The sequence below is a fragment of the Nonomuraea sp. NPDC023979 genome (assembly GCF_040639085.1).
Lineage (GTDB): Bacteria > Actinomycetota > Actinomycetes > Streptosporangiales > Streptosporangiaceae > Nonomuraea > Nonomuraea ceibae.
The window spans coordinates 515,918-542,127 of record NZ_JBEZZG010000003.1 but is presented as its reverse complement, the minus strand read 5'-3'; the positions used below and the strand labels follow the sequence as shown (position 1 = coordinate 542,127).

Below are 26,210 nucleotides of genomic sequence, written 5' to 3'. Positions count from 1 at the left end.
AGGGACACCTCATGGGCATCGATCCTGACGACCTCCTCGGTGAGAAGGCCAAACGCCTCGAACGCGAGCTGACCGACCGCAAGTACCAGGAGGAGCTGCGGCGCATCCACCGCCTCGGCCTGCCTCCGGCCGACTCCATCCAGGACCGGGAGCTGGCCTCGACGTTCCAGCGCGGCGAGGTGCCGCACTTCTCCGGCATCAAGACCTTCCTCAAGACGCCGTACCTGGAGGACGTCACGCTCGTCGGGCAGCACGAGGTCGCCGTCGTCGGCGTGCCCCTCGACACCGGCACCACCTACCGCCCCGGCCCCCGCTTCGGCCCCGAGGGCATGCGCAGCATCTCGTCGCTGTACTCGCCCTACTACTACGAACAGGGCGTCGACCTGCGCGAACAGCTCGACATCGTGGACGTGGGCGACATCTTCGTCACCCCCGCCAACCTGGAGAAGGCCTTCGACCAGATCACCAAGGGCATCGAGCACATCGTGTCCAACGGCGTCTTCCCGGTCATCCTCGGCGGCGACCACTCGATCGGGTTCCCCACCGCCAGAGGCGTGATGAACGCGTTCGGCAAGAAGATCGGCGTCATCCACTTCGACCGCCACCTCGACACCCAGAAGCGCGACCTCGACGAGCGCATGCACACGACCCCCTGGTACTGGGCGGCGCACGAGCTCCACTTCGACATGGGCAACCTGGTGCAGATCGGCATCGGCGGCTGGCAGGTGCCCAGGCCCGGCGTCGAGGAGGCGCGCAAGGGCGGCTCGGTGGTGATCACGGTCGAGGACGTCGAGGAGCACGGCCTGGACGCCGTCGCCGACCTGGCGCTGGAGGTGGCCTGGAGCAACGGAGCGGAGGGCGTGTTCCTGTCGTTCGACATCGACGCCGTCGACCCCGGGTTCGCGCCCGGCACCGGCTGGCCCGAGCCCGGCGGGCTCTACCCGCGCGAGGTGCTCAAGCTGGTGCGCCGCTTCGCCGCCGAGGGGCTGCTCGGCATGGAGGTGGTGGAGGTCTCGCCGCCATACGACAGCTCGGACGTGACGTCGCTGCTGGGCGTCCGGCTGATCTGCGACGTGCTGGCGGCCTCGGTCAAGGCGGGCAAGCTGGGCCGCACCAGGAGCGGCGAGCCGCAGACCGAGCGGGCCCGGGAGATCGACGGCGCGTAGCGGCTGTCAACGCGTGACCCCGTGGGCCAGGCGGGCCAGGGCGGCGGTGATCTGCTCGGGGGTGAGGCCGCGCCGCCGCTGCTCGGCGAAGACGTCCGGGCCCAGCGGGGCGAGCAGCGCGTCGACGAGCGCCTCCGGCTCGGGGACCGCCGCCTGGATGAGCAGCGTCCGCACGTGCGCCCGCCAGAACCCGTACGCGCCGGTGGTGAACCGCAGCTCGCCCTGTTCGGCGCCGAGCACCAGAGAGATGTGGGCTTCGAGCAGGTCGACCATCCCGGCGTAGAAGGCGGCGAGCCGGTCGCCGGGAGGCGCGCCCGGCCCGAGCGGCGGGTCGCCGCGCAGCAGCCGCTCCTGCAGCGCGAACTCGTGCTCGTCCAGCAGTGCCTGGGCGATCGAGACGGTGTCGGGGTAGCGGCGGTAGAGCGTGCCGCGCCCCACGCCCGCGGCCTTGGCGATGTCCTCCATCGTGACGCCGCGCGGGTCGCGGGAGGCGAACAGCTCGGCGGCGGCGGCGAGCACCTTGGCCCGGTTGCGGGCGGCGTCGGCGCGCTCGCGCGGGCGGGCGCCGCCGCCTGCGGGGCGTCCGGTGAGCAGGTCGATGCGGGGCTTCATGCTGCGACTCTACCGCGAAGTGGACATGTCGTCCGCTTCACTGCTACGGTCGAACCGGACAGAGCGTCCACTTGTTGAGGAGCCCCCGATGACCACGTTGCTGCACCTGGACGCGAGCGCCCGCCGCCGGTCGATCAGCCGCGAGCTGGGCGACGCCTTCGCCGAGTCCTGGCGCGCCGCCCACCTGGACGGCGTCCACGTCAGGCGCGACCTCGCCGCCGACCCCGTGCCGCACATCGGCGAAGCCTGGACCGAGCTGTGCGATCACGTCATGGCCCACGGCATCACCGAGCTCGACCGCTACAAGGAGGCCGTGCGGACCCCGGAGCAGGCCGCCGCCTGGGCCGTGGTCGAGCCGCTGCTGGCCGAGCTCGTGGCCGCCGACGTGGTGCTGATCGCCACCCCGATGTACAACTACTCGGTCCCCTCGTCGCTGAAGGCCTGGCTCGACCAGGTGACCTTCCCCCGGATGTCGCTCGCCGGCCGCCGCTTCGTGGTCGCCACCGCCCGAGGCGGGGCCTACGCGCCGGGCGCCCCCAAGGCCCGCTACGACTACCAGGCGCGCTACCTGCGCGACTTCTTCGCCGGCCACTTCGCCGTCGAGGACACCGCCTTCGTCACCGCCGACCTGGCCAACTCCCGGGTCGACCCCCTTCTCGCCGACCGCCGGGCCGAGCATGACGAGCTGTACGCCGCCGCGCTGAGGACCGCGTACGAGCTCGGAAAGGAGTACTGACCGATGAACTGGCTCATCCTCGGGCTGGCCGGTCTGGTCGAGATCGCCTGGGCGCAGAGCATCAAACCCACCCAGGGCTTCACCAAGCCGCTGCCCACCCTGATCTGCTTCGTCCTCATGGCCGCCGCCGTCTGGCTGCTGTCGTACGCGATGCGGACCCTGCCCGTCGGCACCGCGTACGCCGTCTTCACCGGCATCGGCGCGGTCGGCGCGATCGCCCTCGGGATCGTCGTGCACAAGGACCCGGTGTCGATCGGCCGCATGGCCGCGCTGGCGCTCATCGTCGGCGGCATCGTGCTCGCCCGCGTCACCAGCCCGGAGTAGGCATAAAAAATATTACGGTAATATTTACGCATGACCCGACATGCCGACGCGGACACGCGGCGCTCGCAGATCACCCACGCGCTGATGAGGACCCTGGCCGAACGGGGGCTCGCCCGCACCACGCTGGCCGACGTCGCGGCGGCGGCCGAGGTGTCGGTGGGCCTGGTGCAGCGCTACTTCCGCTCGAAGGACGAGCTGCTGCTCTTCGGCATCGAGCACGTCTACCGGCGCGTCGGCGAGCGCGTCAGGCAGGTCCAGGTCACCACTCCGGTGCGCGGGTTCGTGATGCGGCTGATGGAGACGTTCCTGCCGCTGGACCCCGAGCGCGAACGTGAGCTCAGGGTCTGGCTGACCTTCCTCCAGGCCACGCTCACCGACGACAAGATGGCCGCCGTGCACCGGGCCGCCACGGCCGACCTGCTCGACGGCCTCGCCGACGCGCTGGCCGGGGCCCAGCGCGCGGGCGAGCTCGACCCCGCGCTCGACCCGCGCGTGGAGGCGGCCTCGCTGGTCGCGTTCGTCGACGGCCTGTGCCTGCACCACGCCGCCACCGGCACGGGCTACGACGCCGCCGGCATCCGCGCGGCGCTCGCCGCCTACCTGGGCCGCCTCTTCGGCGCGGAGGTGACCGCGTGACGCTCGGGCTCGCGCTGATGCTCGGCGGGCTCGCCCTGATCGACAGCACCAGCTTCGGCACCCTGCTCATCCCCGTGTGGCTGCTGCTCACCCCCGGCCGGTTGCGCGCCGGGCGCGTCGCCGTCTACCTGGGCACGGTGGCCGCGTTCTACTTCTGCGTAGGCGTGCTGCTCACGCTCGGCGCCGACGCCGCCCTGCTCGCGGCCCGCGCGCTCGTCGCCGACATCCCGGCGACGACGCTGAAGATCGGGCAGCTCGCCCTCGGCGTCGCCGTCATCGCGGCAAGCTACTGGCTGGAGGCCAGGGCCCGGCGGCAGGAGGGCGAACCCGGCAAGGTCCAGCGCTGGCGGGTCAAGGCGATGACCGGCAGCGGCAGCACCGGCGCCCTGATGAGCCTGGCCCTGCTGGCGGCGCTGCTGGAGGTCGCCACCATGCTGCCCTATCTGGCCGCCGTCGGCCTGATCGCCGACGCGGACCTCGGATGGCAGCTCTCGGGGGTCACGATCGCCGGATACTGCCTGGTGATGACGCTCCCGGCGATCGTGCTCGCCGTCGCCCGGCTGGCCGCGCACCGCAGGGTGGAGCCGCTGCTGCAGAAGATCAACGACTGGCTGACCAGGAACACCGCACGGGTCCTCGGCTGGACCGTGGGCGGCATCGGCATCGCCATCACGCTCAACGCCGTGGCCAGGCTGCTGCTGGAGCCCTGACGCGCCGGGCATCAACTACAGTCGTCCGCCATGACCGCATCCTCCTCCTACCTGAGCGCTACGGCGGACGCCTACGACGCCGTGGCCGACATCTACGCCGACTTCGTCCGTGACTCGCTCGACCGCCAGCCGCTGGACCGCGCGATCATCGCCGCGTTCGCCGAGCTCGTCCGGGCCGCCGGGCCCCGGCCGGTCGTCGAGGCCGGGTGCGGTCCCGGCTACGTGACGGCCCACCTGCGCGACCTCGGGCTGGACGCGTCCGGCGTCGACCTGTCCGCCGAGCTGATCCGGATCGCCCGCAGGGACCATCCCGGCCTGCGGTTCGAGGTCGGTTCGATGGGGGCCGTCGACGCGGCCGACGGCGAGCTGGGCGGCCTGCTGTCCTGGTACTCGCTCATCCACACCCCGCCCGCGGAGCTGCCGCCGTATCTCGCCGAGTTCCGCCGGGTGGTGGCCCCGGGCGGCCATCTCCTGCTCGGCTTCTTCGAGTCCGACGGCGGGCCGGTTTCGCAGTTCGACCACAAGGTCACGCCTGCCTACCGGTGGCCGATCGACGAGCTGGCGGACCTGGCCCGCAAGGAGGGCTTCGTCGAGGTGGCGCGGATGTCGCGCGAGCCGGTGGAGGGCGAGCGGTTCCGCCACGGCCGCCTGCTGATGGCCAGGCCCGATCACGCCTGACGCGCGGCCTGCTCGGTGACGCGCTCGACGGCCTGGACGACGACGCCGGGCTGGTCGACGTAGATGTGGTGGCCGCTGTCCTCGGCGGTGCTCAGCCTGGCGTCGCCGGACAGCGCGAGCCAGGCGCGCTGCCCGGCGGTCCACGCCCGCTCCAGACGCGGCCCGTACTCGGGGAGCGCGGCGAGATACGGCTTGCCGTGCTGGATCACCTCCACCGGGATGTCGCCCGCGGACCTGACCGGGCCGTCGGCCATGACGAGCTTCTCCGGGTTCTCGCCCCGGAACATCGCCAGGTTCTGCGCGCGCAGCTCGGCGGCCGGGCCGGTGGCCGACTCGGGGATGGCCTTGGCGATGTCGGCCGCCATGGTGGGCGGGGTGGCGTCCATCAGGACCAGCCCCTTGACCCTGTCGCGGTGGTCGGGGGCGTACCTGGCGGCGATCAGCCCGCCCAGCGAGTGCCCGGCGAGGACGACCGGGGCGTCACCGGCGACGCGGTCGAGCACGCCGGTGAGGATCTTCCCTGTGCCGGCGAAGCTCTGCGGGCCGTCCGGCGGGTCGCTCGCCCCCGCGCCGAGCCGGTCGTAGGAGCAGACCCGGTTCCGCTCGCTCAGCGTCTTCTGGAGGGCGGCCAGCTTGTCGAGCCCGTCGCCGCCGCCGTGCATCAGGACGACGACCGGGCCGCCCTTGTCCGGGTCGCCTGAGCATGACACGTTCACCGACCGGCCCGCGACCTGGATCTTCTCGACCCCGGAGAGCGGGGCGGCCGCGAGGGGGTCCCAGTTCTCCAGCGCGTCGCCGCCGCAGCCGGCCGCGCCCGCGCCGAGCACGGCGCAGCACAGCGCGGCCACGACGGATGACTTGATCTTGCCGGGCATGTGGTCCTCCAGTGGGGGATTCGGATCGCGTCGCAACGCTACGGAGCGGGCGCCTGGAGATCGTCCCCGTGCGGTGGACATTCGCCGGTAGCTCGCAGGAGCTACCCCCGGATGTCCACCCTGTGGTGACGAACCGAGGCCGCCGGGTCCCTAGGGTTTGCGCATGAGGGAGTCGTCATGACCGGTCCACGGCGCATCACGGACCTGTGGCGGCGGTGCGACGTCGTGGTCCGGGACTTACCGTTCGCGCTGCTGATGGCTGTCGCCTCGCTCCTGCCGGGGCTTCACGGCAAGGGGACGCAGGTCGGCGAGCTGCCGGCCCGGCCCGTCGACGAGGCGGCGTTCGTGGTGCTCGCCCTGGAGTGCCTGCCGCTCGCCGTGCGGCGCCGCCTGCCGGCGGTGAGCGTGGCACTGGTGGCGCTCGGCTTCGCCCTCGACCAGCTCCACGCCTACCACTTGTTCGCGAGCAACACGATGCCCATAGCCCTCATCAGCGCGGGCGCCCACCTGGAGCGCCACCGCCGCGTCACCGTGGTCCTCCTCTCCCTGGCGTACGTGCCGCTCGCGATCGCGCTCGCCCGGCTGGGCGCGACCGAGAGTGTGGAGGGGTATGTGGTCTTCTACCTGTCCCTGGTCCTCACCTGGTGCATCGGGGCCTGGCTGCGCTCAACCCGCGCCGCCGAGGCCGAGCACCGCCGCCATGTCGCCGAGGCCACCCGCGCCGCCGAACGCACCCGCATCGCCCGCGAGCTCCACGACGTCGTGACGCACCACGTGACGGCGATGGTCGTGCAGGCCGAGGCGGCCCGCTACCTGACGGCCGCGCCCGACCGGCTCGACGCGACGCTGAGCGCCGTCACCGACACCGGCCGGCGGGCCATCGCCGACCTGCGGCACATGCTCGACCTGCTCAAGGCCGATCACGACACCCACGTCGGCCTGCTGCCGGCCGGTGAGCTCCGCGCGCTCGTGGAACAGACCCGCCGGGCCGGGCAGCCGGTGGAGCTCGCAGAGGAGGGCAGCCCGGCGGAATCGGCGGGCAGCGCCGAGCTGGTCGCCTATAGGGTCGTCCAGGAGGCTCTGACGAACGCTCTCAAACACGCCCACGGCACCCCCACCACGGTCCGGGTGCGCCACGGCGAGAAGGAGATCAGCGTGGAGGTCACCACCGGCGGCCCCGGCTCCGGCGGCGTCTCTCCCGGCGGGAGCGGGCGGGGCCTGGCCGGGCTCCGCGAGCGGGTGGAGGCACTGGGCGGCGAGTTCGACGCCCACCGGCAGGCGGGCGGTTTCGTGGTACGGGCCCGCGTCCCCGCAGGCGGGCGGTCGTGAGCGCGCCGATCCGGGTCCTGGTCTGCGACGACCAGGCGCTGATCCGCACCGGCTTCGCGACGATCATCGGCGCGCAGCCGGACATGGAGGTGGTGGGCGAGTGCGGCGACGGCCGCGTCGCGGTCGACCTCGCCCGCCGGCTGAGTCCCGGCGTCGTGGTGATGGACGTGCGGATGCCGGTGCTCGACGGCATCGAGGCGACCCGCCTGCTGGCCGGCGCCGGGGTCGCCGATCCGGTCAAGGTGCTGGTGGTGACGACGTTCAACCTGGACGAGTACGTCTACGAGGCGCTGCGCGCGGGGGCGAGCGGGTTCCTGCTCAAGGACGCGCCGCCGGCTCAGCTCCTGCACGGCATCCGCACGGTCGCCTCGGGTGCCGCGCTGCTGGCGCCCGAGGTGACGCGGCGGCTCGTCGGCAGGTACGCGTCCCGGATCCGCCCCGCCGAAGGGGGCCCCGACGACAGCGCGCTGACCCCGCGCGAGCTGGAGGTGCTGCGTCTCATCGCAGACGGGCGGTCCAACAGCGAGATCGCCGCCACGCTGGTGATCAGCCAGGAGACGGTCAAGACGTACGTGTCGCGCATCCTGACCAAGCTCGGCCTGCGTGACCGCGTGCAGGCGGTGGTCTACGCCTACCGCAGGGGACTGGTGACCTGAGACGCCCGCGCGAAGGTTTGGATTACCAACTACTATGACGAGTGGTTGGTAAAACAAACTATTTCCCGGAGGTCACGCCCATGCACGCCGCCGTCATCCAGGCAGCCGATGCCCCGCCGGTCTACCGCGAGCACCCCGCCCCCGAGCCGCGCCACGGCGACGAGCTGGCCGTCGAGGTCCTCGCCGCCGGGCTGCACCACCTGACCAGGGCCAAGGCGAACGGCTCCCACTACTCCGGCGACGCCGCCTATCCGCTCGTCCCCGGCGTCGACGGCGTGGTGCGCGACCAGGAGGGCAACGTCCGCTACGCGGTGCTGGACGACACCCCGCTCGGCACGTTCGCCGACCGCACCCTCATCGACCCTCGCCGCAGCGTGATCCTGCCCGACGGCATCGACCCCGTACGCATCGCCGCCGCGATGAACCCGGCCATGTCGTCCTGGGTGGCGCTGCGCCGGCGCGTCGACTTCCACGCCGGGCAGCGCGTCCTCGTCCTCGGCGCCACCGGCAACGCCGGGCGGATGGCGGTCCAGATCGCCAAGCTGTTCGGCGCCGCCCACGTCATCGCCGCCGGCCGTGACGCCGCCCGGCTGAGCGCGCTGACCGCGCTCGGCGCCGACGAGACGATCACCTTCGACGAGGTCGGTCGCGCCGCCGACGTCGACGTGGTCATCGACTACGTGTGGGGCGAGCCCGCCGCAGGGGCCATGATCCCGATGCTCGTCGCCCGCGCCGACCGCACCGTCCCGCTGACCTGGATCCAGATCGGCTCCGTCGCCGGCCCGACCGCGCCGATCCCCGCCGCGGCGCTGCGCTCGGCCCGCCTGCGGATCGTCGGCAGCGGCATCGGCTCGGTCCCCGCCCGCGACATCCTCGCCGAACTGCCCGAACTCGCCTCGGCGGTGACCGGGGGAGCCATTGACGTACGCGCCCGCGCCGTCCCCCTCGCCCGGATCGGCGAGGTCTGGACGGAGGAGACCGGCGACCGCATCGTCCTCGTCCCCTGACCGCCGAGCTCACGACTTCAGCTTGAGCCGCTTCTTCGACGTGCCCGGGAACACCACGACCAGGTGGTGCTCCTCCCCGGCGCGGTCGACCCGGACGTGGACGCGGAGCCGGTAGCGGCCCTTGCCGGCGATCGCCAGGTTCGGCATCGGGGCGCCCGCGCCCACCTCGCCGCCGTCCTTCTCCGGCACGGTGAGCCGGCCGCTGCGGCTGACGAGCGGCACCTCGGTGACCTGGTCCCACTTGGCCGTCCGCCGTGGTGGCGCGCTGCGGAAGGCCTTCACCGTGAGGCACAGGTCCGTGACGTCCGCGACGTGGCCGACGAGCGCGGCGCTGTCGGCCACCCCGATGCCGCCGCTGTCGTCGTAGACCCGGTCCATCGCCAGCTCCGCCGCCTCCTCGAAGGCTTCGTCCCCGGGGTCGTGGACGAGGTAGCCGGGATCGCCGTCGGCGAACAGGAAGTATTTGGCCGTGGCCTGGACGACGCCCTTCTTCCGGGGCCACGGGTCGCGGCACTTCGCGTTCTCCTCGGCGACATAGGCGTCGTACGCCGCCTCCGTCTCTCGGGCCGAGCGCAGCAGCTCAGGGTGGGTCGTGCCGACGATCTCCGGGCAGACATAGACGAGCTCCCGCGGGTCCGCGCCCCAGCCGGCCCGCGCGCTCCCGGCCTCCGTGAGGATGGCCTCCTGCTCCTCGCGGCCCCTCGCCCGGCACAGCGCCCGCCCGTACGCGAGGACGGCCTGGTCCGACAGGCTGTCCGGGAACATGGGCGGGACTCCGCCGTGCCTGCTGCGCGCCTGACACAGGAATGCGGCCTCACGTTCGGCGGGTTTCAGGTCACCGAAGTCGCGGTGCTCGTAGCAGTCCATCGACCAGCTGGTATAGGTGAGATGCGCGTTCTGCTCCGGCTGGATCGTCGCGATGACCGGCAGGACGACCAGGGCCGCCACCGCGACGCGGATCGCCCGGTGCACGCCGGGCCGGTGGTCCGCCAGGCGTTCCCCGGTGGGCAGCTCGCGGGCGGTCGCCGCGTGCCACACGACGCTGACGAGCCCCAGCGCGTCCATGACGATCGAGGTCACCAGAGTGCCGCTGATGGAGTCCGCGACGTACAGGTAAAGCGGAAGCGCCAGCACGGTGACGCCCATCGACGACCACCCGGCGACCAGCGTGCCGCGGCTCCACCGGCCGTCGCGCCACTGCCCGACGACGGTGAGCAGGGTCGCCGCCACCGCGCACAGCGCAAACAGGGGGAAGTCGTTCGGCACGATCTCCGGCACGACCTCCGGCAGGCCGAACTCGTCGAGCACCTCGTCGGCCGTGTCGGCCAGCACGACCGCGAACAGCGCCCCGGTCGCCACGCGCAGCACGCGGGACCGCCAGCGGATGACGAGCAGGTAGAGGACGTGGATCGCGGTCCACAGCACGAGCTGGAACACCGCGTCCACCTCGTCGGGAAGCAGCGCGATGGGCCACCACAGCACGATCGCGTCGGCCACCGCCACATACAGCAGCCGGCGCAGCGCCTTCGCCCGGCGGTCCAGCGGCCCCGGCATGGGCGCGCGCAGGATCAGCCACAGGAACGCGGCCTTCACCACGGCGGCGACGAGCAGCGCCACCGTGGTCGCGGTGTCGAACCCCGCGTCCCCGTAGAAGTCCGCGTAGTACGGCGGCTTCCATTCCGCGGCCGCCCAGAGCCACACGTCGCCGAGCACCAGTCCCGCGGCCGCCGCCACGAGAACCAGGCTGACGATCCCGATCCTGGCGATCCGCCATAAGCCATCCGGAAGCATGGCACGCGATCTTAACGGCGGGCGTCAGTCCGGGAGGTCGTCAGCGGTGGCGACCACGACGCCGAACAGGTCGGCGATGGTGGTCAGGCTGCCGGCCTGGAGCGTCTCGGCAGGCACGACCTCGCCCGAGGGCGCCGTCAGAGGCCGCGTGGCGGTGGTGTCGGCGACGACGGCAGGCCGGAAGCCCAGGTTGAACGCGCCCTGGGCGGTGAAGGTGACGCACATGTGGGTCATGAACCCGGCCAGGATCAGATCCGGCCCCGCCTGCGCCTGGCGGAGCACGTCTTCGAGCCGGGTCTGGTGGAAGGCGTTGGGGAAGCCCTTCACGACGACCTCCTCGCCGTCGATCGGGGCCACCTCGTCGCAGATCGCCCCGATCCAGGCGCGGATGTCGTACGGGGTGCCCTCGCCGCCGTCGTTGACCACGTGGATCACCCGGGTGCCGGCGGCGCGGGCCCGCTCCAGCAGCCGGGCCCCGGCGGCCAGCGCCCGATCGGCGCCGGGCAGCGCCATGACCCCGGAGCGGTACGTGTTCTGGTAGTCGATCAGGATCAGCGTGGACTCGGCGAGCCTCGGCGGCCGGTTGTCCAGGCCGATGACCTCGCGCAGAGTGGTAGAAGCATGCATTACTGATTTCCTTTCCATGAAATATGCGAACCCCGCCTGGCCGTACGGGCTCAGAAGGGTGATGGGGTCAGGCGGCGGTGCGGAAGCGCCGGCGGTAGGCCGCCGGGGTGGTGCCGAGCTGCCGGCGCAGGGCGCGGTGCAGGGTCTGCGCCGAGCGGAGCCCGCAGGCCGCCGCGACCTGGTCGAGGGACTGGTCGGTGGTCTCCAGCAGGCGGCGGGCCTCCTCCACCCGCGCCGCCTCGACATAGGCCGCCGCGGTGGTGCCGGTCTCCTGCCGGAACACGCGGGCGAAGTGCCGTTCGCTCAGCCGCATCCGCTCCGCGAGCGCGCCTGCCGACAGGTCCTCGGCCAGGTGTTCGGCGATCCACAGCCGCAGCTCGTCGATGTCCCGCCGCGCGGTGGGCGCCTGCCGCATCGGCACGCTGAACTGGCTCTGCCCGCCCTGCCGCTTGCGGTACACCACCAGTTGCCGGGCGACCTCCAGCGCCAGAGCCTCGCCGTGATCCTCGGCCACCAGCGCCAGCGCCAGGTCCATGCACGCGCTGATCCCGGCGCCCGTCCACACGGAGTCGCTGGACCTGACGAAGATCGGATCGGGGTCCACCGTCACGGCCGGGTGATCGGCCGCCAGCCGGGCCGCCGTGGACCAGTGCGTGGTGGCGGTCAGGCCGTCCAGCAGCCCGGCCGCCGCCAGGATGTGCGCGCCCACGCACACCGAGGCCACCCGCCGGGCGTGCGGGGCGGTGCTCCGCACCCAGGCCACCACCTCGGGGTCGATCCGGGGGATCGGCCCCTCGTCGGACAGCTCGACCGCGCCGGGCACTACCAGCGTGTCCACCTCCCCGCCGACCTCGGCGAACGTGAGGTCGGTGTCCAGCCGCACCCCGGCGGAGGTCGTCACCGTGCCGCCCTGGGGGCCGGCCAGCCGCACCCGGTACGCCGCCCGGCCCGGCGCCTGGCGGTTGGCCAGCGCGAAGACCTCGGCGGGACCCGTGACGTCCAGCAGGTCCACGTCGGGGAACACGGCGATGACCACACGGTGCAGATCGGACATACGTCTCATTGTTGCCGTGGCTTCCGGTGGCGGCAATGACGAGTCACTGTCAGATCCGGCCATGCGTTCCGCTCAGCCGTCCCGCCGGGCCATCGCGGTGATCCCGTCGAGCAGGGCGCGCAGGCCGAGGTCGAACGCGTTCGCCGCCGCCCTGGCCGCGTTGCGGTCGAAGCCGCCGTCCCGCCAGGCCTGGGTGATCGCCGGATAGCGCGCCTGGTCGAAGAGGGTCTCCCAGAACACCTGGCGGGCGGCCCACCAGTCTTCGGCGGACTGGCCGCTGACCCGTTCGGCATGGGTGTGCTCGGCCAGCGTGGCGGCCGCGGCGTCGACGAAGGTGACGATGGAGTCGGTGGCTGCGGCGCTCTCGGCGGCGGTCAGCCCGGTCCCGGCCAGGGCGGCCAGCAGGAACTCGCTCCTGGCGAGCAGCCCGGGGCCGAGCGGCGGCCGTACGGTCGAGACCATGCGCAGCCACGGGTGGCGTCCGTGCAGGGCGACGGTCCGGGCGGCGTAGTGCTCGATCCGGTCACGCCATGAGCCCGATCGGGTGAGGTCGAGCTCCTGCCAGGCGGCGTCCACCATCAGGTCGACCAGCTCGGCCTTCCCGGGCACGTGGGTGTAGAGCGTCATCGTGCCGACGCCGAGCGACGCGGCGAGCCGGTCCATGGTCATGGCGGCGAGCCCGTCGCGGTCCGCCAGCTCCAGGCCCGCGGCGACGATCTTGTCCAGGGAGACCTTGGGCGGCCGGCCGCGGCCCGATCGCGCCTGCGGGGCACGCCAGAGCAGGCGCAGGGACTCCCGGGGATCTCCGCCGCCGCTGCGTTCCATCAAGCCTCCCTATTTTTCGTAGATGATACGTTATTGTTTAACCGTAGGACGTACGAAAAATAGAGGAGTGCATGTGCGCGTGCTGGTGACCGGGGCGACCGGGAACGTGGGGCGGCTAGTGACAGCGGGCCTGATCCAGGCCGGGGTCGAGGTACGGGCCCTGACCAGGGACCCGGCGCGGGCCGGGCTGCCCGGAGCCGAGGTGGTGCAGGGAGATCTCACCAAGCCGGAGACCGTGCCGTTCGACGGCGTGGAGCGGATGTTCCTCTTCCCCGAGCCGTCGACGGCGAAGGAGATCGTCGAACGCGCCGAGCGGGCGGGCGTACGGCGGATCGTCGTGCTCTCGTCGGGCGCGGTGACCGGCGGCTTCGACACGACCTTCCATCCGCTGGTCGAGCAGGCCGTCCAGGACTCCGGCCTGGAATGGACCCACCTGCGGCCGGGGGAGTTCGCGGCCAACAAGCTCGCGCTGTGGGGGCCGTCGATCCGGGCCGAGCGGCTCGTGCGGGACGCCAACCCGGACGCCGCCTGGTTCCCCGTGCACGAGCGGGACGTCGCCGACGTGGCGCTGAAAGCCCTGCTGGAGGAGGGGCACCACGGCAAGGCGTACGACATCAACGGCCCCGAGCTGATCAGCCTGCGCGACCAGGTCAGGGCCATTGCCGACGCGCTCGGCGAAGAGGTCGGGTTCGAGGAGGTCAGCCCGGAGGAGGCGCGCGAGATCTACCTGCGGATGGGCGGGTTCGCCGCCGAGGCCGCGGACTTCCTGCTGGGGTTCACCGACTACGACGGCAATCCGGCCGACCCGGCGGACAGCCAGGACTTCGACCCGAGCGCCCTGGGCCCGCTGCCCACCGCGCAGGCCGTGACGGGCAAGCCGCCGCGGACGTTCGCGCAGTGGGCGCGGGACCGGGTCGAGGACTTCCGCTAGGAGGACTCCGGAGCTCGGGGCGGGGTAACGGCGTGGTCGGCGCGCATCAGGTCCGGCTCACCAGGTGACCGGGAGCTCGTGAAGGCCGTACACGACGGCGTCGGACTTGAACGGCAGATCCTCGGCCCGGACGGCGAGCCGCAGGGCGGGGATACGGCGGAACAGCGTGTCGAAGACGATCTCCAGCTCCAGCCGGGCCAGGTTCTGGCCGAGGCACTGGTGGGGCCCGAAGCCGAAGGCGAGGTGGTGGCGCGCCCCGCGCTCGATGTCCAGCCTGTCCGGGTCCTCGAACACCGCCGGGTCCCAGTTCGCCGACAGCGTCGAGACGACGACGCCCTCGCCGGCCCTGATCGTCACCCCGCCGATCTCCACGTCCTCGGTGCTCACCCGGGAGGTGACCCCGTCGGCGATGGTGAAGTAGCGCAGCAGTTCCTCCACGGCCAGGGGCGTCCGGCCCGGGTCGGCCTGGATCAGGGCCAGTTGCTCCGGATGGCCGAGCAGCCCGAACACCCCGAGCGAGATCATGTTCGCCGTGGTCTCGTGCCCGGCGGTCAGCAGCAGGAAGGCCAGGCTCACCAGGCCCGGATGGTCGACCTCGCCGTCCTGGCGCTGCCGGGCGATCTGCCGGCTGAACAGGTCGTCGCCGGGCTCCGACTCCTTGCGGGTGATCAGGTCGTCGATGTAGGCGCGCAGCTCGCCGAAGGCCCGCGCGCGGTCTTCGAGCGAGGTACGGCTCACCATCATGCCGGTGCGGCTCTGGAAGAAGTCATGATCGGTGTACGGGACGCCGAGCAGTTCGCAGATCACCAGGGAGGGCACCGGCAGCGACAGCGCCTGGACGAGGTCGACCGGCCGCCGGCCGGCGGCGAGCATGGCGTCCACGAAGTGGTCGACGATGGCCTGGATCCTCGGGCGCAGCGCGGTCAGCCGCCGCAGGGTGAACTCGCCGATCACCGGGCGGCGGACCGCTGAGTGTTCGGCGCCGTCCAGGCCGAGCATCAACGGCGGCTGGCTGCGGAGCTGCCGCAGGGTCGTCTCGTCCAGCGTGAAGAGCGGGAAGCCCGCCTTGCGCTTGTCGGAGGAGAAACGGGGGTCGGCGAGGACGGCACGGCCGGCCTCGTACCCGGCCACCCACCACGCCTCGCCGCCACTGGCCAACGTGATCCTGCTGATCGGCGCCTGTTCGCGCAGCCGTTCGTAGGCGGGGGGCGGGGCGAACGGGCAGCCACGTTCGACCGGCAGCCTGAGGCCGGCGAGTTCGTCGGCAGCGCTCTTCGTCATGAAGGACCTCCAGGGTTCGGTGTTCACCGCAGGGTGAGCGGGGTCTCGGACGCGATGCGGGTCAGCTTGTGCGGGTTGCGGACGTAGTAGAGGCCGGTGATGCGGGCGTCCTCGACCCGGACCGCGACGACGCCGTCGATCTCGCCGTCCACGCGGAGGAGGAGGGCCGGGTTGCCGTTGACCTCGGTGGGCTCGCTGGTGAGCGCGATCCCGGTCCTGCCGAGGCCCTCGACGATCAGGCGGGCCACCTTGCCGGCGCCCCGGACCGGGTGAGGCGCGGCCTGCTTGACGCCGCCGCCGTCGCTCACCAGGACGACCTCGGGGGCGAGCACGTCGAGCAGCCCTTGCAGGTCCCTGGTCTCGAGCGCGCGCCGGAACGACTCCACCGCCGCCCTGACCTGGGCCGGGTGGACCACCTCGCGGGGCCGCCGCGCGTCGACGTGCCTGCGGGCCCGGTGCGCGATCTGCCGTACGGTCGCCGGGGTCTTGCCGACGGCCGCCGCGATCTCGTCGTAGCCGATGTCGAAGACCTCGCGCAGCACGAAGACGGCCCGCTCGGTCGGCGACAGCGTCTCCAGGACGAGCATGAGCGCCATCGACACGCTCTCGGCCAGTTCCACGTCCTCGGCCACGTCCGGCGCGGTCAGCAGCGGCTCGGGCAGCCACGGGCCCACGTACGCCTCCTTGCGGCGCTTGACCGCCCGCAGCCGGTCGAGCGCCCGCCGGGTGACGACCCGCACCAGATACGAGCGCTCGTCGCGCACCTGCGCCAGGTCGACCCTGACCCACCGCAGCCAGGTCTCCTGGAGGGCGTCCTCGGCGTCGGCCGCCGAGCCGAGCATCTCGTACGCGACCGTGAACAGCAGGTTGCGGTGGGCGAGGAACGCCTCGGTCGCCCGGTCCGTCCTCGGGTCGCTGTGCTCGTCCATCTCCGGCTCCCGCCTGTCCGCCCGCAACTCCTGCTTCACGCACAAGGCGCCGGCGCCCGCCGTTGTGTGACACCCGGGGCCGGTGGCGCAGGTCACAGGAGCGCGCTGTCACAAAGTCCCCGACGGCGGCGCCGCATGGTCGTCAGGACGCCGCATCCACAGGAGCATCCACATGAAGCACCGCATCGTCGTCCTCGGCGCCGGCTACGCCGGGGCCTACGTGGCCGGGAACCTGGCCCGCCGGCTGTCCCCGAAGGACACCCGGATCACCGTGGTCAACGCCGTGCCGGAGTTCGTCCAGCGCATGCGGCTGCACCAGCTCGCGGCCGGCCGGGCCGTCGAAGCCCCGAAGCTGGCCGACGTCTTCTCCGGCACCGCGATACGCCTGCGCCTGGCCCGGGTCACCGCCGTCGACGCCGAGCGCCGCGTCGTCGCCCTCGCCGGCGGCGACGAGCTCGGCTACGACACCCTGGTGTACGCGCTCGGCAGCCAGGGGAACGTCGAAGCCGTCCCCGGCGTGGCCGAGCACGCCTACGACGTCGCCGCCCGGCCTTCGGCGCTGCGCCTGCGCGAACGCCTGGACAGCCTGGATCGTCGGGGCGAGGGCGGCCGCGTGGTGGTCATCGGCGACGGGCTGACCGGCATCGAGACCGCCACCGAGCTCGCCGAAGCCCGGCCCGGCCTGTCGGTGACGCTCGTCGCCCGCGGCGAGCTGGGCGCCCGGCTCTCCGGCGGGGCCCGCCGCCACCTGCGCCAGGCGTGCGCCCGGCTGGGCATCACCGTCCTGGAGCACACCGCCGTCGAAGCCGTCGAGGCGACGCGGGTGCGGTGCGCCGACGGTACCGCGCCGGCGTCCGACGTGACCGTGTGGACGGCCGGGTTCGCCGTCAGCCCTCTCGCTGCCGCCGCCGGGCTGGAGGTCGCCGGAAACGGTCAGATCATCGTCGATCGGACCATGCGCTCGGTCTCACACCCGGACGTCTACGCCGTCGGCGACAGTGCCCACGCCATCGCCGACAACGGCCGGCCGCTGCCCATGTCCTGCGCCTCGGCCGGCTTCACCGGCAGGCAGGCCATCGAGGCGATCGTGGCCCGCCTGACCGGCCGCCCGGTCGCGCGCACCAAACTGGTCTACTCCTACAACCACATCAGCCTCGGGCGACGGGACGGCATCCTGCAGCTGGTCGACGACGAGGGCCGCGCGAAGCCGACGTACACGGGCGGGCGAAAGGCCCTGCGCGTCAAGGCGGGCATCCTCAGGATGTCGCTGTGGGCCACCTCCCACCCCACCTACGGCATCCCCAAGCGCAAGCACCGCCTGGCCGCCGCACCCGGCACGATCCCGGCGAAGGCGCTCGCCTGACCGCCCCACCAGCACGATCCCGGCGAAGGCGCTCGCCTGACCGCCCCACCAGCCGTCGCCCGTGGTGGGCGTCAGTCGTGGCGGGGAATGCCGGAGACCTCGTGATCGGCGTGGAAGAGCGCCTCGCCGATCAGGGCGCGGACGTGCGCGTCGCGGGCCCGGTACAGCACGCGGCGGCCGTCGCGCCGGGTCTGCACGAGCCCGGCGAGGCGGAGCTTGGCCAGGTGCTGCGAGACCGAGGGCCGGGCCACGCCGATCGAGGCGGCCAGCGAGCCGACGTCGAACTCGCCGGTCGACAGCAGCCACATCAGCCGGAGCCGGGTGGCGTCGCTGAGCATGCGGAACGCCTCCACCGCGGCCTCCACCTGCGCGCCCGTGGGTTGTTCCTGCGCAGGGGTCGCACCTGATTCGTTGTCGCGTGCGTACATGACTACATATAATCCGCCGAAACGGGTCCCAGGCAAGTGAGGCACGCGAATGGCGCATCCAACGTCCCCCCAGCACGGGCACGGTCATGGGCACGGGCACGGGCATCAGCGCGGGTTCAGGAGGCTGGTGGCGAAGGCCCGTCACCTGGTCACCCCGCACAGCCACGACAGTGCGGACAAGACGGACACCGCGCTGGAGTCCAGCAACCGGGGCATGCGCGTCCTGGGCATCTCGTTCGCCGCGTTGATCGCCACCGCGCTCGTCCAGGCGGTGATCGTGTCGCTGTCCGGGTCGGTGGCGCTGCTGGGCGACACGCTGCACAACTTCGCCGACGCGCTGACCGCGGTGCCGCTGGCGATCGCCTTCTCCCTGGGCCGCCGGGCGGCCACCCGCCGCTTCACCTACGGCTACGGCAGGGCGGAGGACCTGGCCGGGGTCGTCATCGTGCTGCTGATCGGAGCCTCAGCGGCGCTGGCCGGATACGAGGCCGTCAAGCGGCTGATCGACCCGGCGGACATGCGGGCGCTGGGCCTGGTGGCCGCCGCCGGTGTGGTCGGGTTCCTGGGCAACGAGTGGGTCGCCCGCTACCGGATCAGGGTGGGCCGGGAGATCGGCTCGGCGGCGCTGGTGGCCGACGGCCTGCACGCCCGCACCGACGGCTTCACCTCGCTGGCCGTGCTGCTGGGGGCGGGCGGGGCGGCGCTCGGGTTCCCGCTGGCCGACCCGATCGTGGGCCTGCTGATCACTGTGGCGATCTGCTTCGTGCTGCGCGACGCCGCCCGCGAGATCTACCACCGGCTGATGGACGCGGTCGACCCGGAGTTGATCAGCCGGGCGGAGGACATCCTGGCGGCGGTCCCCGGCGTGGAGCGCGTCGGGGCGGTGCGGCTGCGCTGGGTCGGTCACGCGCTGCGGGCCGAGGTCGAGATCGGGGTACGTCATGACGCCTCGCTCATCGAGGCGCACGGCGTCGCCGTGGAGGCCGAGCACCGGCTGATCCACGAACTGCCGAGGCTGCGCGCGGCGACGGTCCACGCCGATCCGGACGGCCCGGCCGGGACCGATCACCACGCCGTCCTCCTCGCACACCGGTAGCAACCCCTCACGGGGGCTCGGCGTCGCGGAGCGCCTGGGCGACGGTGGCGGCGACCGTCTCGGCGAGGGCCGGGAGCGTGTCCCGGTTCTCCATCAGGAGGAACAGCCAGGCGAAGACGGGGCCGAGGAGCAGTGCGTGGGCCACGGCGGGGTCGGGGCGGCGGGGGAGTTCGCCGCGGGTGACCGCCCGGTCCAGGATCTCGGTGATGCAGGTGCGTTCGGCGGTGACGAAGCCGGTGGCGAACCTGGCGGCCAGGGCCCCGTCGGCGTGCACGTCGGCGAGCAGGCCGGGGATCACTCCTGGCGGGGGCGTGGCGAGGTTGGCGACGATGTCGCGGGTGACCGCCGCCAGGTCGCCGGCCAGGGAGCCGGTGTCCGGGGGAGCGGTCAGCTCCAGGTCGTGCATGACCGCCGCGAAGATCATCTCCTGTTTGGTGGCGTACCGGCGGTAGATCGCGGCCTTGCCCACCCCGGCGCGGGTGGCCACCGCGTCCACCGTGAGCTGGGCATAGCCCTGTTCGGCCAGGAGGGCGCGCGCCGCGGCGGCGATGGCCTGGTCGACCCGGCCCTCCCGAGGGCGGCCCAATGGTTGGCTCATGAGCCCCAGCCTATTACGGAACCGGTGTACCCGTAATGTGGCGCAGCCAACATTGCGCCTGGCTGGAGGCGGGTTCCATGATAAGGAACTATGAGTTCCGATACTTCGCGTTCCGTAAAGAGCGGCACGCCCACGCTCGCCCACCGCCTCATGCCCGCCCCCGACGCCGCCGAACGCCACTCGATCGTGATCGACGCGCCCCCGTCCCGGGTCTGGGAGGCCATCGGCAACGTGAAGGCCACGGACCTGCGCCTGGCCAAGCCGCTGTTCGCCGCCCGCAACCTGCTCTCCCGCGTACGGAACGGGCATGCCCAGCGCGACATACCCGACTTCATCCCCCTCGCCGAGGACCCCGGCCGCGAGGTGGTCCAGGGCGTGATCGGCCAGTGGTGGCGGCTGGGCCGGGCGCAGAACGTCGGCTCCGTCGACGGGCTCGACGCCTTCCGCGCCTTCGACCGGCCCGGCTACGCGAAGGCCACGTTCAGCTTCCTGCTGAAGGACGCCGGCGACGGCCGGACCCGGCTCGTCACCGAGACCCGCATCCAGGCGACCAGCCCGGACGCGCGCCGGGCGTTCCTGCGGTACTGGGGGGTGATCCGGCTGGGGAGCGGATTCGTCCGCCGCGTCATGCTCGCCGCCGTCCGCGCCCGCGCGCTCAAGCAGGACGGGCAGTCCTAGCGCGTGGCGTACGCGCGGATGAAGGCATGGGCGCCTGAGGTCATGATCCTGTGGATGCGCTCGGGGTCGGCGGTGGCCGGGTCGGGCTGGTCGTTGTACGCCAGCAGGATCGTCAGGGCGGAGAGGTGGCCGGCGGCCGTCCGCGGATCGTCGGTGTCGAGGAGCCCCGCCTTCGCGAAGTGGGCGAGACGGTCGGCCAGGGCGTCTTCGGCGGACCCGGTCACGACGTCGTCCTGGCTGCCCGGCTCCCGCCAGCGTCGCTGGGCGACGAGCGCGAACGCGGCGGCGTAGTCGGGGGAGCCGACCAGCGTCCGGCCGAGCTCGACGACGAGCGCGGTGATCGCCTCCTGCAGCGCGGCAACCGTGGTGATGGTCCCGTCCCCCGGGAGGTGCTGGTCCAGGGCGCGCTGGATCGAGGCGTTCAGCGTGTCGGAGGTCTCGGCCAGGATGGCCAGGAACAAGCGGTTCTTGTCGCCGAAGTAGTCGTAGACCGTGCGCTTGGAAACCCCGGCGCGGGCCGCCACGGCGTCCATGCTCACGCTGTCCACCCCCTGGCGGGCGAACAGCTCGCGCGCGGCGGAGATGATCGCCGCCCGCTTCTCCTGGTCGCCTTCGCGTACCTGCTTGCCCGGCCTCATGGCGTTTTCCACAGCCCCACACTACACCGTACAGTGTGGAGCTACACTGCACGGTGTAGTGTGCTGTGAATCCCAGGAGGACACCCATGCCGCAGGCACCCACGTTCATCGGCAGGCTCGCCGAAACCGTCATGGGCCGCCGCGCCCGCGTTCTCGGCCTGGCCGAACCCGCCCCGGGGTTCGTCGAGGTGGACCTGCGCGCCGAAACGCCGCCCGGCGGCTGGCAGCCCGGCCACGAGATCCAGGTCCGCGCCACCCCCACCCAGGGCCGCCGCTACTCCGTGCGGACCGTATGCGCCCACGACCCCGAGCACGTCACCGTCCTGGCCGCCACCAGCGCCGACGGCCCCGGCACCCGCTGGATGCTCGGCCTGCGCGCCGGCGCCGAGTTCACCGTGCTGACCGGACGACACCGGCCCCTGTACGAGCACGGAGCCCCACGCCTCTTCCTCGGCGACGGCTGCACCCTCGGCACCATCGACGCCTACGCCGGCACGGAGGACCTCGTCGTCGTCGAAGTGCCCTCCGACGCCGTGCGCCCCCTCGCCGGCCCCCGTCCCCGCTACCGCTTCCTGCCCGCCGGGCCGGCCCCGGGTGACGCGCTCCAGGACTGGCTCGAACACGCCGCCGAGGACGGCGAACTCGCCCGCGTCGACGGCGCGCTGCTCCTCGGCCACGCCCAATCGCTCCAGCGCCAGCGCCGCACGCTCGTCGACCACGGGATCCTGCCCCGCCGCGCCATCACCACCAAGCCGTACTGGGCCACCGGCAAACAAGGACTATGAGCCACCCGGAAAATGCCGCCGCGGAACGACCCTATTTCTTGACGGCGCCCGACGCGGTCATCACGAGGAGCCCGAGAATGACGAGCCCGATATTGGCCAAGATCTCGTAGCCCTCCAGGAATTCGAGGTAGGGCACGACAACCCAGAGGCGAAACCACCCGATCCATTCGTGCACCAGACCGGCCAATCCTTGAATGGCCAATAACGCGCCGATTATCTCAAGCAGCTTTTTCATGCCCGGAGGCTAACCGATTTCAGCGTGCGAGCAGGCGGCGGTATTCGGGGGAGCGGGTCAGCAGGTCGTCGTGGTGTCCGATGTCCACCACGCGGCCGGCATTCATCAGCACCACCGTGTCCGCCGTGCGCAGGGTGGAGGGGCGGTGGGCGACGACGAGGGTCGTGTGCCGGCCCCCGGCCGCGCGCAGCGCCTCGTCGATGGCGGCCTCGCTGTCGGCGTCCAGGTTCGAGACGGCCTCGTCCAGCACCAGGACGGGCGCCCTGGTGAGCAGGGCGCGGGCGATGGCGAGCCGCTGGCGCTGCCCGCCCGACAGGTGGGCGCCGCGCTCCCCGACGAGGGTGTCGTACCCGTCGGGCAGGGCCGTGACGAAGTCGTGCGCGCAGGCGGTGCGCGCGGCCTGCTCCACCTCGGCGTCCGTGGCGTCGGGTCGGGCCAGCCGGAGGTTGTCCCGGACGCTCATGGCGAACAGGTACGTGTCCTGCGGCACCGCGACCACGGTCGAGCGGAGCTGGTCGAAGGGCAGGTCGCGGAGGTCGTGGCCGCCGATCCGCACCGAGCCGGCCGAGGCGTCCCAGTGGCGCAGCAGCAGCGAGGCGCAGGTGCTCTTGCCCGCGCCGGAGTGTCCGGCCAGGGCGACCGTCCGCCCGGCCGGGATGGTGAAGGAGACCTCGCTCACGGCGTCGGGAAGGTCGGGGCCGTAGCGGAAGGTGACCTGGTCGAACGTCACCTCGGGCTCGATCCGGGCCACCGGCCGGGCGGCCTGCTCGACGACGTCCGGCGGCGCGTAGAGGATGCGCAGCAGCCGGGCGGCGGCGGCGCGGATCGTGGACAGCTCCCGCCAGGTGTCGACCAGCGACATCAGCGGCAGGAAGGCGAAGCCGCCGAGCACGGCGACGATCACGACCTGGTCGGCGGCCAAGGAGCCGGTGTTCACCAGGGACAGCGCCACCAGCAGGACGGCGATCAGGCCGACGGCGGCGATGGCGTCGCCGGCGGCCTTCTCCACCCCGCCGCGCGAACGATGCGCTCTCGACGCGCGGTTGAGGCGTCCGGTCGCGGCGTTCAACCGGGCGGCCTGGTGCTCCTGGCGGCCGAAGACGAGCGTCTCGGACAGCCCTTGCACGGCGTCCACGGCCTCGGAGGCGGCCTCGCCCGCCGCCTCCCGCATCCGCTCGGCCTGCGCCGCCGAGCGCCGCCGCAGCCAGAACGGCACCGTGGCCATCGCCACCACGGCCGGCAGCAGCGCCGCGCCGACCAGCGGATGCAGCCAGAAGGCCGCCACCAGGCAGGCCGGTGGCACGGACGCGGCCACGACGAGCGGGGTGAGGCTGTGGGCGAAGAACAGTTCGAGGATCTCCACGTCGGCCATCGCGGTCGCGCCGATGTCGCCGGAGCGGCGGCGCAGCAGGTAGCCGGGGGTCAGCGCGGCCAGCTTGCGATAGCAGCGGTCGCGCAGCTCCGCAAGCACCCGGAAGGCCAGGTCGTGGGCGAGGTAGGACTCGGCCCACGCGGCCAGCACCTTGGGCAGGACGAGCGCCGCGAGCAGGATCAGCCCGGGTACGAGGGCGCCGGCGCTCTCGCCGTTCAGGGCCCGGCCGACGAGGGCGGCGCCGAGCAGGGCCGCCGCGAGCGCGAAGCCCTGGTCGAGCAGCCCGCAGCCGATCGCGGCGGCCAGACGGCCCCGCTGGGGACGCAGCAGGGAGAGCAGCGCGCCGCGCCGGACGGAGGCGGGCTCCGTGGGCGTGCGGGACTCGGGCTGTACGGGGGTGACGGTGGTGGTCATGCCGCTCCTTCCTGCTGGCGGGCGACCAGGCGGGCGTAGGCGCCGCCGGCGGTGAGCAGTTCGCCAGGAGCGGCCGACTCGGCCACCTGGCCCTCGCTGAGGACGACGACGTGGTCGGCGTCCGCGACGGTGGACAGCCGGTGGGCGATCACCAGCACGGTGCGGTCGGCGCGGACGCGCTCCAGGGCCTCGACCACCGCGCGCTCGGCGGCGACGTCCACGCTGGAGGTGGCCTCGTCGAGGACCAGCAGCGGCGCGTCGGCGAGCAGGGCGCGGGCGATGGCCAGGCGCTGGCGCTGGCCGCCGGACAGCCGCACTCCCCGCTCGCCGATCATGGTGTCGTAGCCGTCGGGCAGTTCGGCGACGAACGCGTGCGCGTGCGCGGCCCGCGCCGCCCGTTCGATCTCGGCACGGCTCACGCCCGCCCGCCCGTAGGCGATGTTGTCGGCGACCGTGCCGTGGAACAGGTAGACCTCCTGCGAGACCAGCGCCACGTTCGACCGCAGCTCGGAAAGCGCGACGTCCCGCAGGTCCACCCCGTCGAACAGCACCCTGCCGCCGGTCGGATCGGCGTGTCGCAGCAGCAGCCGGATCAGCGTGCTCTTGCCCGCCCCCGAGGGCCCGACCACGGCGGTGGTGCGGCCGGCGGCCAGCCGCAGGGAGACTCCGTCCAGGGCGGGGCGGTCGCGGCCGGGATAGGTGAAGGTGACGTCCTCGAAGGTGACCTCAGGCGGCGTGCCGGGCAGGCTCGCGGCGCCGGTGTCGGCGACCGCCGGGCGGGCGGCGAGCAGCCCGGCGATGCCGTGCGCGGCGGGCAGCGCGCCCTGACCGGCGTGGAAGGCCGTCATCAGGTCGGTGACCGGCCGGAACGCCTCCCGCGACAGCAGCAGCACGGCGAACACCGACGTCAGCGACAGCGCGCCCGAGGCGTACTGCCAGGCGCCGAGCCCGACGGCGGCGGCCGTGCCGAGCGCGGCGAAGAAGCCGACGAAGCCCGCCGAGACGGTGGAGACGACCGTGAATCGCAGCGAGTCCCGGTGGAACGCCCACGCCTTGGCCGACAGCCCCGCGCCGAACCGCTCGTCGGCGCCGACCGCCTTGAGCGTGGGCAGCCCCTGCACCGCGTCGAGGTAGTCGGCGCTCAACCCCTTCCACCCCGTGAAGAACGCGGTGAGCCCGTCCCGCATCCGGCGGCGCATCAGCCTCGGCGCGGCGGCGGCCAGCACCGCCGTTACGGCGACGAGCACGGCCACGGCGGGGTCGATCCAGGCGAGCACGGCGACGATGCCCAGGCCGCCGAGCACCGAGATGAGCACCTGCGGCAGGAACACCCCGACGTAGCGGTCGATCGCCTCGACGCTGTCCACCAGGGTGGTGAGCACGCCGCCCGTGCGCGCCTCGGAGACGTATCCGGGACCGAGCGTGAGCAGGTGGCGGTAGAGCCGGTCGCGCAGCGCCGCCTTCACGTCCTCCGCGCCCCGTGCGGAGGCGACCTCACGGGCCCACACCAGCAGGGCCCGGACCGCGACCAGCGCCAGGGCGCCGCAACCGGCCAGGACCGCCGCCGTGAGGTCGCCGCCGATGCCCTGGGCCACGGCGGCGGTCAGGAGCAGGCTCTGCCCGGCGTAGGTGGCCGACACCAGCACGCCGGCCAGCACGGCCAGGGCCAGCCAGCGGCGGCCCGGACGGATCAGGCCGAGCAGTGTCCGGTTCACCATGTCGACTCCCCCGCATTCTTATTGCAAGTAATTCGCAATAGCGCAATGCTGGCAATCATGGCGGATCGTCGGCATGGTGACAAGAGCCCGAGGTCTCAGGCGTGACGGCGGCGCCGGTGGTAGGCGTAGGCCAGGGCGAGCACCGTCGGGCCCCAGAGCGCGACCGGCGAGACGCACACGACGGCCAGCGCGCGCCACCAGCCGTTCTCGTACGCCATGCCGCTGGAGGCGCCGGCCCAGGTGAGGACCATCAACACCGAGACCGCGGTCATCACCAGCCCGCCGGCCACGGCGGGAACGAGCGCCGCCATCGGCGGCACGCGCCGGCCGCCGATGACGGGGATCCAGCTCGGCGCCACCTCGCCCCACCGGCGCACCAGGCCGATGCTGAGCAGCGCCGCCACTTCGGTGAGCACGCTGAGCCCGAAGACGTACGGGATCGTGATCCACAACGGCGACACGGGCGCGTTGTCGACCTGGCCCATCTCGAAGTGGAAGGCGAACGGCAGTCTCCACAGGCACGAGGGCAGCAGCAGCCAGGGAAGCGCGTAGGCGGCACGCAGCGCCCAGCGCGGGACGGGCCGTTCGGTGTCGCTGGTGGCGGGAGCTGTGTGCAGCAAGCTGGGCGTTCGCATCCTGGGTCTCTTCCGTTTCGTCGCCGCTCGATCAGGACCCAGACTGTGCTCACCCGAGGAGGAAGACATCTGCCGATCGGCCG

Annotated in this window: 29 protein-coding genes; 14 read left to right on the top strand and 15 right to left on the bottom strand. The window is 72.7% G+C overall.

Going from position 1 to position 26,210, the window contains the following annotated elements:
* Window positions 1–11: 11 nt before the first annotated feature.
* On the top strand, window positions 12–1,166 hold the full coding sequence (locus tag AB0G11_RS09150; RefSeq protein WP_219499054.1) for an agmatinase family protein: 1,155 nt from the start codon (window positions 12–14) through the stop codon (window positions 1,164–1,166).
* Window positions 1,167–1,172: 6 nt separating this feature from the next.
* On the opposite strand, the gene AB0G11_RS09145 is transcribed toward AB0G11_RS09150, so the two are convergent.
* The gene (locus tag AB0G11_RS09145; RefSeq protein ID WP_357584922.1) at window positions 1,173–1,778 is read right to left on the bottom strand and encodes a helix-turn-helix domain-containing protein; all 606 of its coding nucleotides are present in this window, start codon (window positions 1,776–1,778) and stop codon (window positions 1,173–1,175) included.
* A gap of 88 nt (window positions 1,779–1,866) precedes the next feature.
* Between AB0G11_RS09145 and AB0G11_RS09140 the strand changes: the two genes are divergently transcribed.
* Genes AB0G11_RS09140 through AB0G11_RS09120 form a run of 5 tightly spaced genes read left to right on the top strand, consistent with a single transcriptional unit; the run spans window position 1,867 to window position 4,862 of the window.
* Window positions 1,867–2,514: an NAD(P)H-dependent oxidoreductase gene (locus tag AB0G11_RS09140; protein ID WP_219499060.1), complete on the top strand. Its 648-nt coding sequence runs from the start codon at window positions 1,867–1,869 to the stop codon at window positions 2,512–2,514.
* A 3-nt stretch (window positions 2,515–2,517) separates the two neighbouring features.
* Entirely contained in the window at window positions 2,518–2,838 is a 321-nt protein-coding gene (locus AB0G11_RS09135) for a multidrug efflux SMR transporter (RefSeq protein WP_357584920.1), read from the top strand.
* A gap of 30 nt (window positions 2,839–2,868) precedes the next feature.
* Window positions 2,869–3,474, top strand: a complete 606-nt coding sequence (locus tag AB0G11_RS09130; RefSeq protein ID WP_357584918.1) for a TetR family transcriptional regulator C-terminal domain-containing protein — start codon at window positions 2,869–2,871, stop codon at window positions 3,472–3,474.
* Window positions 3,471–4,184, top strand: coding sequence for a GAP family protein (locus AB0G11_RS09125; protein ID WP_219499071.1), 714 nt, complete (start codon window positions 3,471–3,473; stop codon window positions 4,182–4,184). Before AB0G11_RS09130 ends, AB0G11_RS09125 begins: the two co-directional genes overlap by 4 nt.
* A gap of 30 nt (window positions 4,185–4,214) precedes the next feature.
* Entirely contained in the window at window positions 4,215–4,862 is a 648-nt protein-coding gene (locus AB0G11_RS09120) for a class I SAM-dependent methyltransferase (protein ID WP_219499074.1), read from the top strand.
* Here AB0G11_RS09120 and AB0G11_RS09115 read toward each other — a convergent pair.
* Complete coding sequence (locus AB0G11_RS09115) at window positions 4,853–5,737, bottom strand: alpha/beta fold hydrolase (RefSeq protein WP_219499077.1); 885 nt, start codon at window positions 5,735–5,737, stop codon at window positions 4,853–4,855. The genes AB0G11_RS09120 and AB0G11_RS09115 overlap by 10 nt on opposite strands.
* 177 nt (window positions 5,738–5,914) lie before the next feature.
* Here AB0G11_RS09115 and AB0G11_RS09110 point away from each other — a divergent pair, with 177 nt between their 5' ends.
* The 3 genes from AB0G11_RS09110 to AB0G11_RS09100 all read left to right on the top strand — a co-directional run bounded on the left by AB0G11_RS09110 (window position 5,915) and on the right by AB0G11_RS09100 (window position 8,729).
* A complete protein-coding gene (locus AB0G11_RS09110; RefSeq protein WP_357584916.1) occupies window positions 5,915–7,066 on the top strand; it encodes a histidine kinase in 1,152 nt (383 codons plus the stop codon).
* Window positions 7,063–7,722 carry a response regulator transcription factor gene (locus AB0G11_RS09105; RefSeq protein WP_219499082.1) on the top strand — a complete coding sequence of 220 codons (660 nt, stop codon included), beginning with the start codon at window positions 7,063–7,065 and terminating at the stop codon, window positions 7,720–7,722. The genes AB0G11_RS09110 and AB0G11_RS09105 overlap by 4 nt, the downstream gene beginning before the upstream one ends.
* An 80-nt stretch (window positions 7,723–7,802) precedes the next feature.
* On the top strand, window positions 7,803–8,729 hold the full coding sequence (locus AB0G11_RS09100; RefSeq protein WP_357584914.1) for a zinc-binding alcohol dehydrogenase family protein: 927 nt from the start codon (window positions 7,803–7,805) through the stop codon (window positions 8,727–8,729).
* Between the two features lie 9 nt (window positions 8,730–8,738).
* Here the strand turns inward: AB0G11_RS09100 and AB0G11_RS09095 are convergent, their stop codons facing one another.
* The 4 genes from AB0G11_RS09095 to AB0G11_RS09080 all read right to left on the bottom strand — a co-directional run bounded on the left by AB0G11_RS09095 (window position 8,739) and on the right by AB0G11_RS09080 (window position 13,026).
* Complete coding sequence (locus AB0G11_RS09095; RefSeq protein ID WP_357584912.1) at window positions 8,739–10,520, bottom strand: hypothetical protein; 1,782 nt, start codon at window positions 10,518–10,520, stop codon at window positions 8,739–8,741.
* A 24-nt stretch (window positions 10,521–10,544) separates the two neighbouring features.
* Complete coding sequence (locus AB0G11_RS09090; RefSeq protein WP_357584910.1) at window positions 10,545–11,147, bottom strand: isochorismatase family protein; 603 nt, start codon at window positions 11,145–11,147, stop codon at window positions 10,545–10,547.
* A 67-nt stretch (window positions 11,148–11,214) separates the two neighbouring features.
* Entirely contained in the window at window positions 11,215–12,201 is a 987-nt protein-coding gene (locus AB0G11_RS09085; RefSeq protein ID WP_357584908.1) for a DJ-1/PfpI family protein, read from the bottom strand.
* A gap of 72 nt (window positions 12,202–12,273) precedes the next feature.
* Window positions 12,274–13,026 (bottom strand): TetR/AcrR family transcriptional regulator C-terminal domain-containing protein, encoded by a 753-nt coding sequence (locus tag AB0G11_RS09080; protein ID WP_246643619.1) that lies wholly within the window; start codon window positions 13,024–13,026, stop codon window positions 12,274–12,276.
* 73 nt (window positions 13,027–13,099) lie between these two features.
* On the opposite strand from AB0G11_RS09080, the gene AB0G11_RS09075 reads away from it, so the two are divergent.
* Complete coding sequence (locus tag AB0G11_RS09075) at window positions 13,100–13,957, top strand: NAD(P)H-binding protein (RefSeq protein WP_357584906.1); 858 nt, start codon at window positions 13,100–13,102, stop codon at window positions 13,955–13,957.
* A 57-nt stretch (window positions 13,958–14,014) separates the two neighbouring features.
* On the opposite strand, the gene AB0G11_RS09070 is transcribed toward AB0G11_RS09075, so the two are convergent.
* Both AB0G11_RS09070 and AB0G11_RS09065 read right to left on the bottom strand, forming a co-directional pair.
* A complete protein-coding gene (locus AB0G11_RS09070) occupies window positions 14,015–15,238 on the bottom strand; it encodes a cytochrome P450 (protein ID WP_357584904.1) in 1,224 nt (407 codons plus the stop codon).
* 23 nt (window positions 15,239–15,261) lie between these two features.
* Window positions 15,262–16,167: an RNA polymerase sigma-70 factor gene (locus AB0G11_RS09065; protein WP_219499107.1), complete on the bottom strand. Its 906-nt coding sequence runs from the start codon at window positions 16,165–16,167 to the stop codon at window positions 15,262–15,264.
* Between the two features lie 172 nt (window positions 16,168–16,339).
* Here AB0G11_RS09065 and AB0G11_RS09060 point away from each other — a divergent pair, with 172 nt between their 5' ends.
* Complete coding sequence (locus AB0G11_RS09060) at window positions 16,340–17,530, top strand: FAD-dependent oxidoreductase (RefSeq protein ID WP_357584902.1); 1,191 nt, start codon at window positions 16,340–16,342, stop codon at window positions 17,528–17,530.
* Between the two features lie 71 nt (window positions 17,531–17,601).
* Here AB0G11_RS09060 and AB0G11_RS09055 read toward each other — a convergent pair whose 3' ends face one another.
* A complete protein-coding gene (locus tag AB0G11_RS09055) occupies window positions 17,602–17,958 on the bottom strand; it encodes a metalloregulator ArsR/SmtB family transcription factor (protein WP_219499127.1) in 357 nt (118 codons plus the stop codon).
* Between the two features lie 127 nt (window positions 17,959–18,085).
* Here AB0G11_RS09055 and AB0G11_RS09050 point away from each other — a divergent pair, with 127 nt between their 5' ends.
* Entirely contained in the window at window positions 18,086–19,054 is a 969-nt protein-coding gene (locus tag AB0G11_RS09050) for a cation diffusion facilitator family transporter (protein WP_308125568.1), read from the top strand.
* A 7-nt stretch (window positions 19,055–19,061) separates the two neighbouring features.
* On the opposite strand, the gene AB0G11_RS09045 is transcribed toward AB0G11_RS09050, so the two are convergent.
* A complete protein-coding gene (locus AB0G11_RS09045) occupies window positions 19,062–19,652 on the bottom strand; it encodes a TetR/AcrR family transcriptional regulator (protein ID WP_357584900.1) in 591 nt (196 codons plus the stop codon).
* Window positions 19,653–19,742: 90 nt separating this feature from the next.
* On the opposite strand from AB0G11_RS09045, the gene AB0G11_RS09040 reads away from it, so the two are divergent.
* Window positions 19,743–20,330, top strand: a complete 588-nt coding sequence (locus AB0G11_RS09040) for a hypothetical protein (protein ID WP_357584898.1) — start codon at window positions 19,743–19,745, stop codon at window positions 20,328–20,330.
* On the opposite strand, the gene AB0G11_RS09035 is transcribed toward AB0G11_RS09040, so the two are convergent.
* On the bottom strand, window positions 20,327–20,980 hold the full coding sequence (locus AB0G11_RS09035) for a TetR/AcrR family transcriptional regulator (RefSeq protein WP_357584896.1): 654 nt from the start codon (window positions 20,978–20,980) through the stop codon (window positions 20,327–20,329). The genes AB0G11_RS09040 and AB0G11_RS09035 overlap by 4 nt on opposite strands.
* Before the next feature lie 74 nt (window positions 20,981–21,054).
* Here AB0G11_RS09035 and AB0G11_RS09030 point away from each other — a divergent pair, with 74 nt between their 5' ends.
* Window positions 21,055–21,753, top strand: a complete 699-nt coding sequence (locus tag AB0G11_RS09030) for a hypothetical protein (RefSeq protein ID WP_357584894.1) — start codon at window positions 21,055–21,057, stop codon at window positions 21,751–21,753.
* Window positions 21,754–21,784: 31 nt separating this feature from the next.
* Here the strand turns inward: AB0G11_RS09030 and AB0G11_RS09025 are convergent, their stop codons facing one another.
* From AB0G11_RS09025 to AB0G11_RS09010, 4 genes are all read right to left on the bottom strand, one after another.
* Window positions 21,785–21,988 carry a hypothetical protein gene (locus AB0G11_RS09025; protein WP_357584892.1) on the bottom strand — a complete coding sequence of 68 codons (204 nt, stop codon included), beginning with the start codon at window positions 21,986–21,988 and terminating at the stop codon, window positions 21,785–21,787.
* Between the two features lie 19 nt (window positions 21,989–22,007).
* The gene (locus tag AB0G11_RS09020; protein ID WP_357584890.1) at window positions 22,008–23,774 is read right to left on the bottom strand and encodes an ABC transporter ATP-binding protein; all 1,767 of its coding nucleotides are present in this window, start codon (window positions 23,772–23,774) and stop codon (window positions 22,008–22,010) included.
* Window positions 23,771–25,492 (bottom strand): ABC transporter ATP-binding protein, encoded by a 1,722-nt coding sequence (locus AB0G11_RS09015; RefSeq protein ID WP_357584888.1) that lies wholly within the window; start codon window positions 25,490–25,492, stop codon window positions 23,771–23,773. The genes AB0G11_RS09020 and AB0G11_RS09015 overlap by 4 nt, the downstream gene beginning before the upstream one ends.
* A 95-nt stretch (window positions 25,493–25,587) precedes the next feature.
* Window positions 25,588–26,127, bottom strand: a complete 540-nt coding sequence (locus AB0G11_RS09010) for a hypothetical protein (protein ID WP_357584886.1) — start codon at window positions 26,125–26,127, stop codon at window positions 25,588–25,590.
* Window positions 26,128–26,210: the final 83 nt, after the last annotated feature.

Coding starts and splice junctions, on each gene's coding strand:
- AB0G11_RS09095 (WP_357584912.1), bottom strand. CDS start 10,520: ATGCTTCCGGATGGCTTATGGCGGATCGCCAGGATCGGGATCGTCAGC.
- AB0G11_RS09060 (WP_357584902.1), top strand. CDS start 16,340: ATGAAGCACCGCATCGTCGTCCTCGGCGCCGGCTACGCCGGGGCCTAC.
- AB0G11_RS09055 (WP_219499127.1), bottom strand. CDS start 17,958: ATGTACGCACGCGACAACGAATCAGGTGCGACCCCTGCGCAGGAACAA.
- AB0G11_RS09120 (WP_219499074.1), top strand. CDS start 4,215: ATGACCGCATCCTCCTCCTACCTGAGCGCTACGGCGGACGCCTACGAC.
- AB0G11_RS09020 (WP_357584890.1), bottom strand. CDS start 23,774: ATGACCACCACCGTCACCCCCGTACAGCCCGAGTCCCGCACGCCCACG.
- AB0G11_RS09100 (WP_357584914.1), top strand. CDS start 7,803: ATGCACGCCGCCGTCATCCAGGCAGCCGATGCCCCGCCGGTCTACCGC.
- AB0G11_RS09085 (WP_357584908.1), bottom strand. CDS start 12,201: ATGTCCGATCTGCACCGTGTGGTCATCGCCGTGTTCCCCGACGTGGAC.
- AB0G11_RS09090 (WP_357584910.1), bottom strand. CDS start 11,147: ATGCATGCTTCTACCACTCTGCGCGAGGTCATCGGCCTGGACAACCGG.
- AB0G11_RS09010 (WP_357584886.1), bottom strand. CDS start 26,127: ATGCGAACGCCCAGCTTGCTGCACACAGCTCCCGCCACCAGCGACACC.
- AB0G11_RS09030 (WP_357584894.1), top strand. CDS start 21,055: ATGCCGCAGGCACCCACGTTCATCGGCAGGCTCGCCGAAACCGTCATG.
- AB0G11_RS09040 (WP_357584898.1), top strand. CDS start 19,743: ATGAGTTCCGATACTTCGCGTTCCGTAAAGAGCGGCACGCCCACGCTC.
- AB0G11_RS09015 (WP_357584888.1), bottom strand. CDS start 25,492: ATGGTGAACCGGACACTGCTCGGCCTGATCCGTCCGGGCCGCCGCTGG.
- AB0G11_RS09110 (WP_357584916.1), top strand. CDS start 5,915: ATGACCGGTCCACGGCGCATCACGGACCTGTGGCGGCGGTGCGACGTC.
- AB0G11_RS09080 (WP_246643619.1), bottom strand. CDS start 13,026: ATGGAACGCAGCGGCGGCGGAGATCCCCGGGAGTCCCTGCGCCTGCTC.
- AB0G11_RS09130 (WP_357584918.1), top strand. CDS start 2,869: ATGACCCGACATGCCGACGCGGACACGCGGCGCTCGCAGATCACCCAC.
- AB0G11_RS09140 (WP_219499060.1), top strand. CDS start 1,867: ATGACCACGTTGCTGCACCTGGACGCGAGCGCCCGCCGCCGGTCGATC.
- AB0G11_RS09065 (WP_219499107.1), bottom strand. CDS start 16,167: ATGGACGAGCACAGCGACCCGAGGACGGACCGGGCGACCGAGGCGTTC.
- AB0G11_RS09150 (WP_219499054.1), top strand. CDS start 12: ATGGGCATCGATCCTGACGACCTCCTCGGTGAGAAGGCCAAACGCCTC.
- AB0G11_RS09135 (WP_357584920.1), top strand. CDS start 2,518: ATGAACTGGCTCATCCTCGGGCTGGCCGGTCTGGTCGAGATCGCCTGG.
- AB0G11_RS09145 (WP_357584922.1), bottom strand. CDS start 1,778: ATGAAGCCCCGCATCGACCTGCTCACCGGACGCCCCGCAGGCGGCGGC.
- AB0G11_RS09070 (WP_357584904.1), bottom strand. CDS start 15,238: ATGACGAAGAGCGCTGCCGACGAACTCGCCGGCCTCAGGCTGCCGGTC.
- AB0G11_RS09115 (WP_219499077.1), bottom strand. CDS start 5,737: ATGCCCGGCAAGATCAAGTCATCCGTCGTGGCCGCGCTGTGCTGCGCC.
- AB0G11_RS09025 (WP_357584892.1), bottom strand. CDS start 21,988: ATGAAAAAGCTGCTTGAGATAATCGGCGCGTTATTGGCCATTCAAGGA.
- AB0G11_RS09045 (WP_357584900.1), bottom strand. CDS start 19,652: ATGAGCCAACCATTGGGCCGCCCTCGGGAGGGCCGGGTCGACCAGGCC.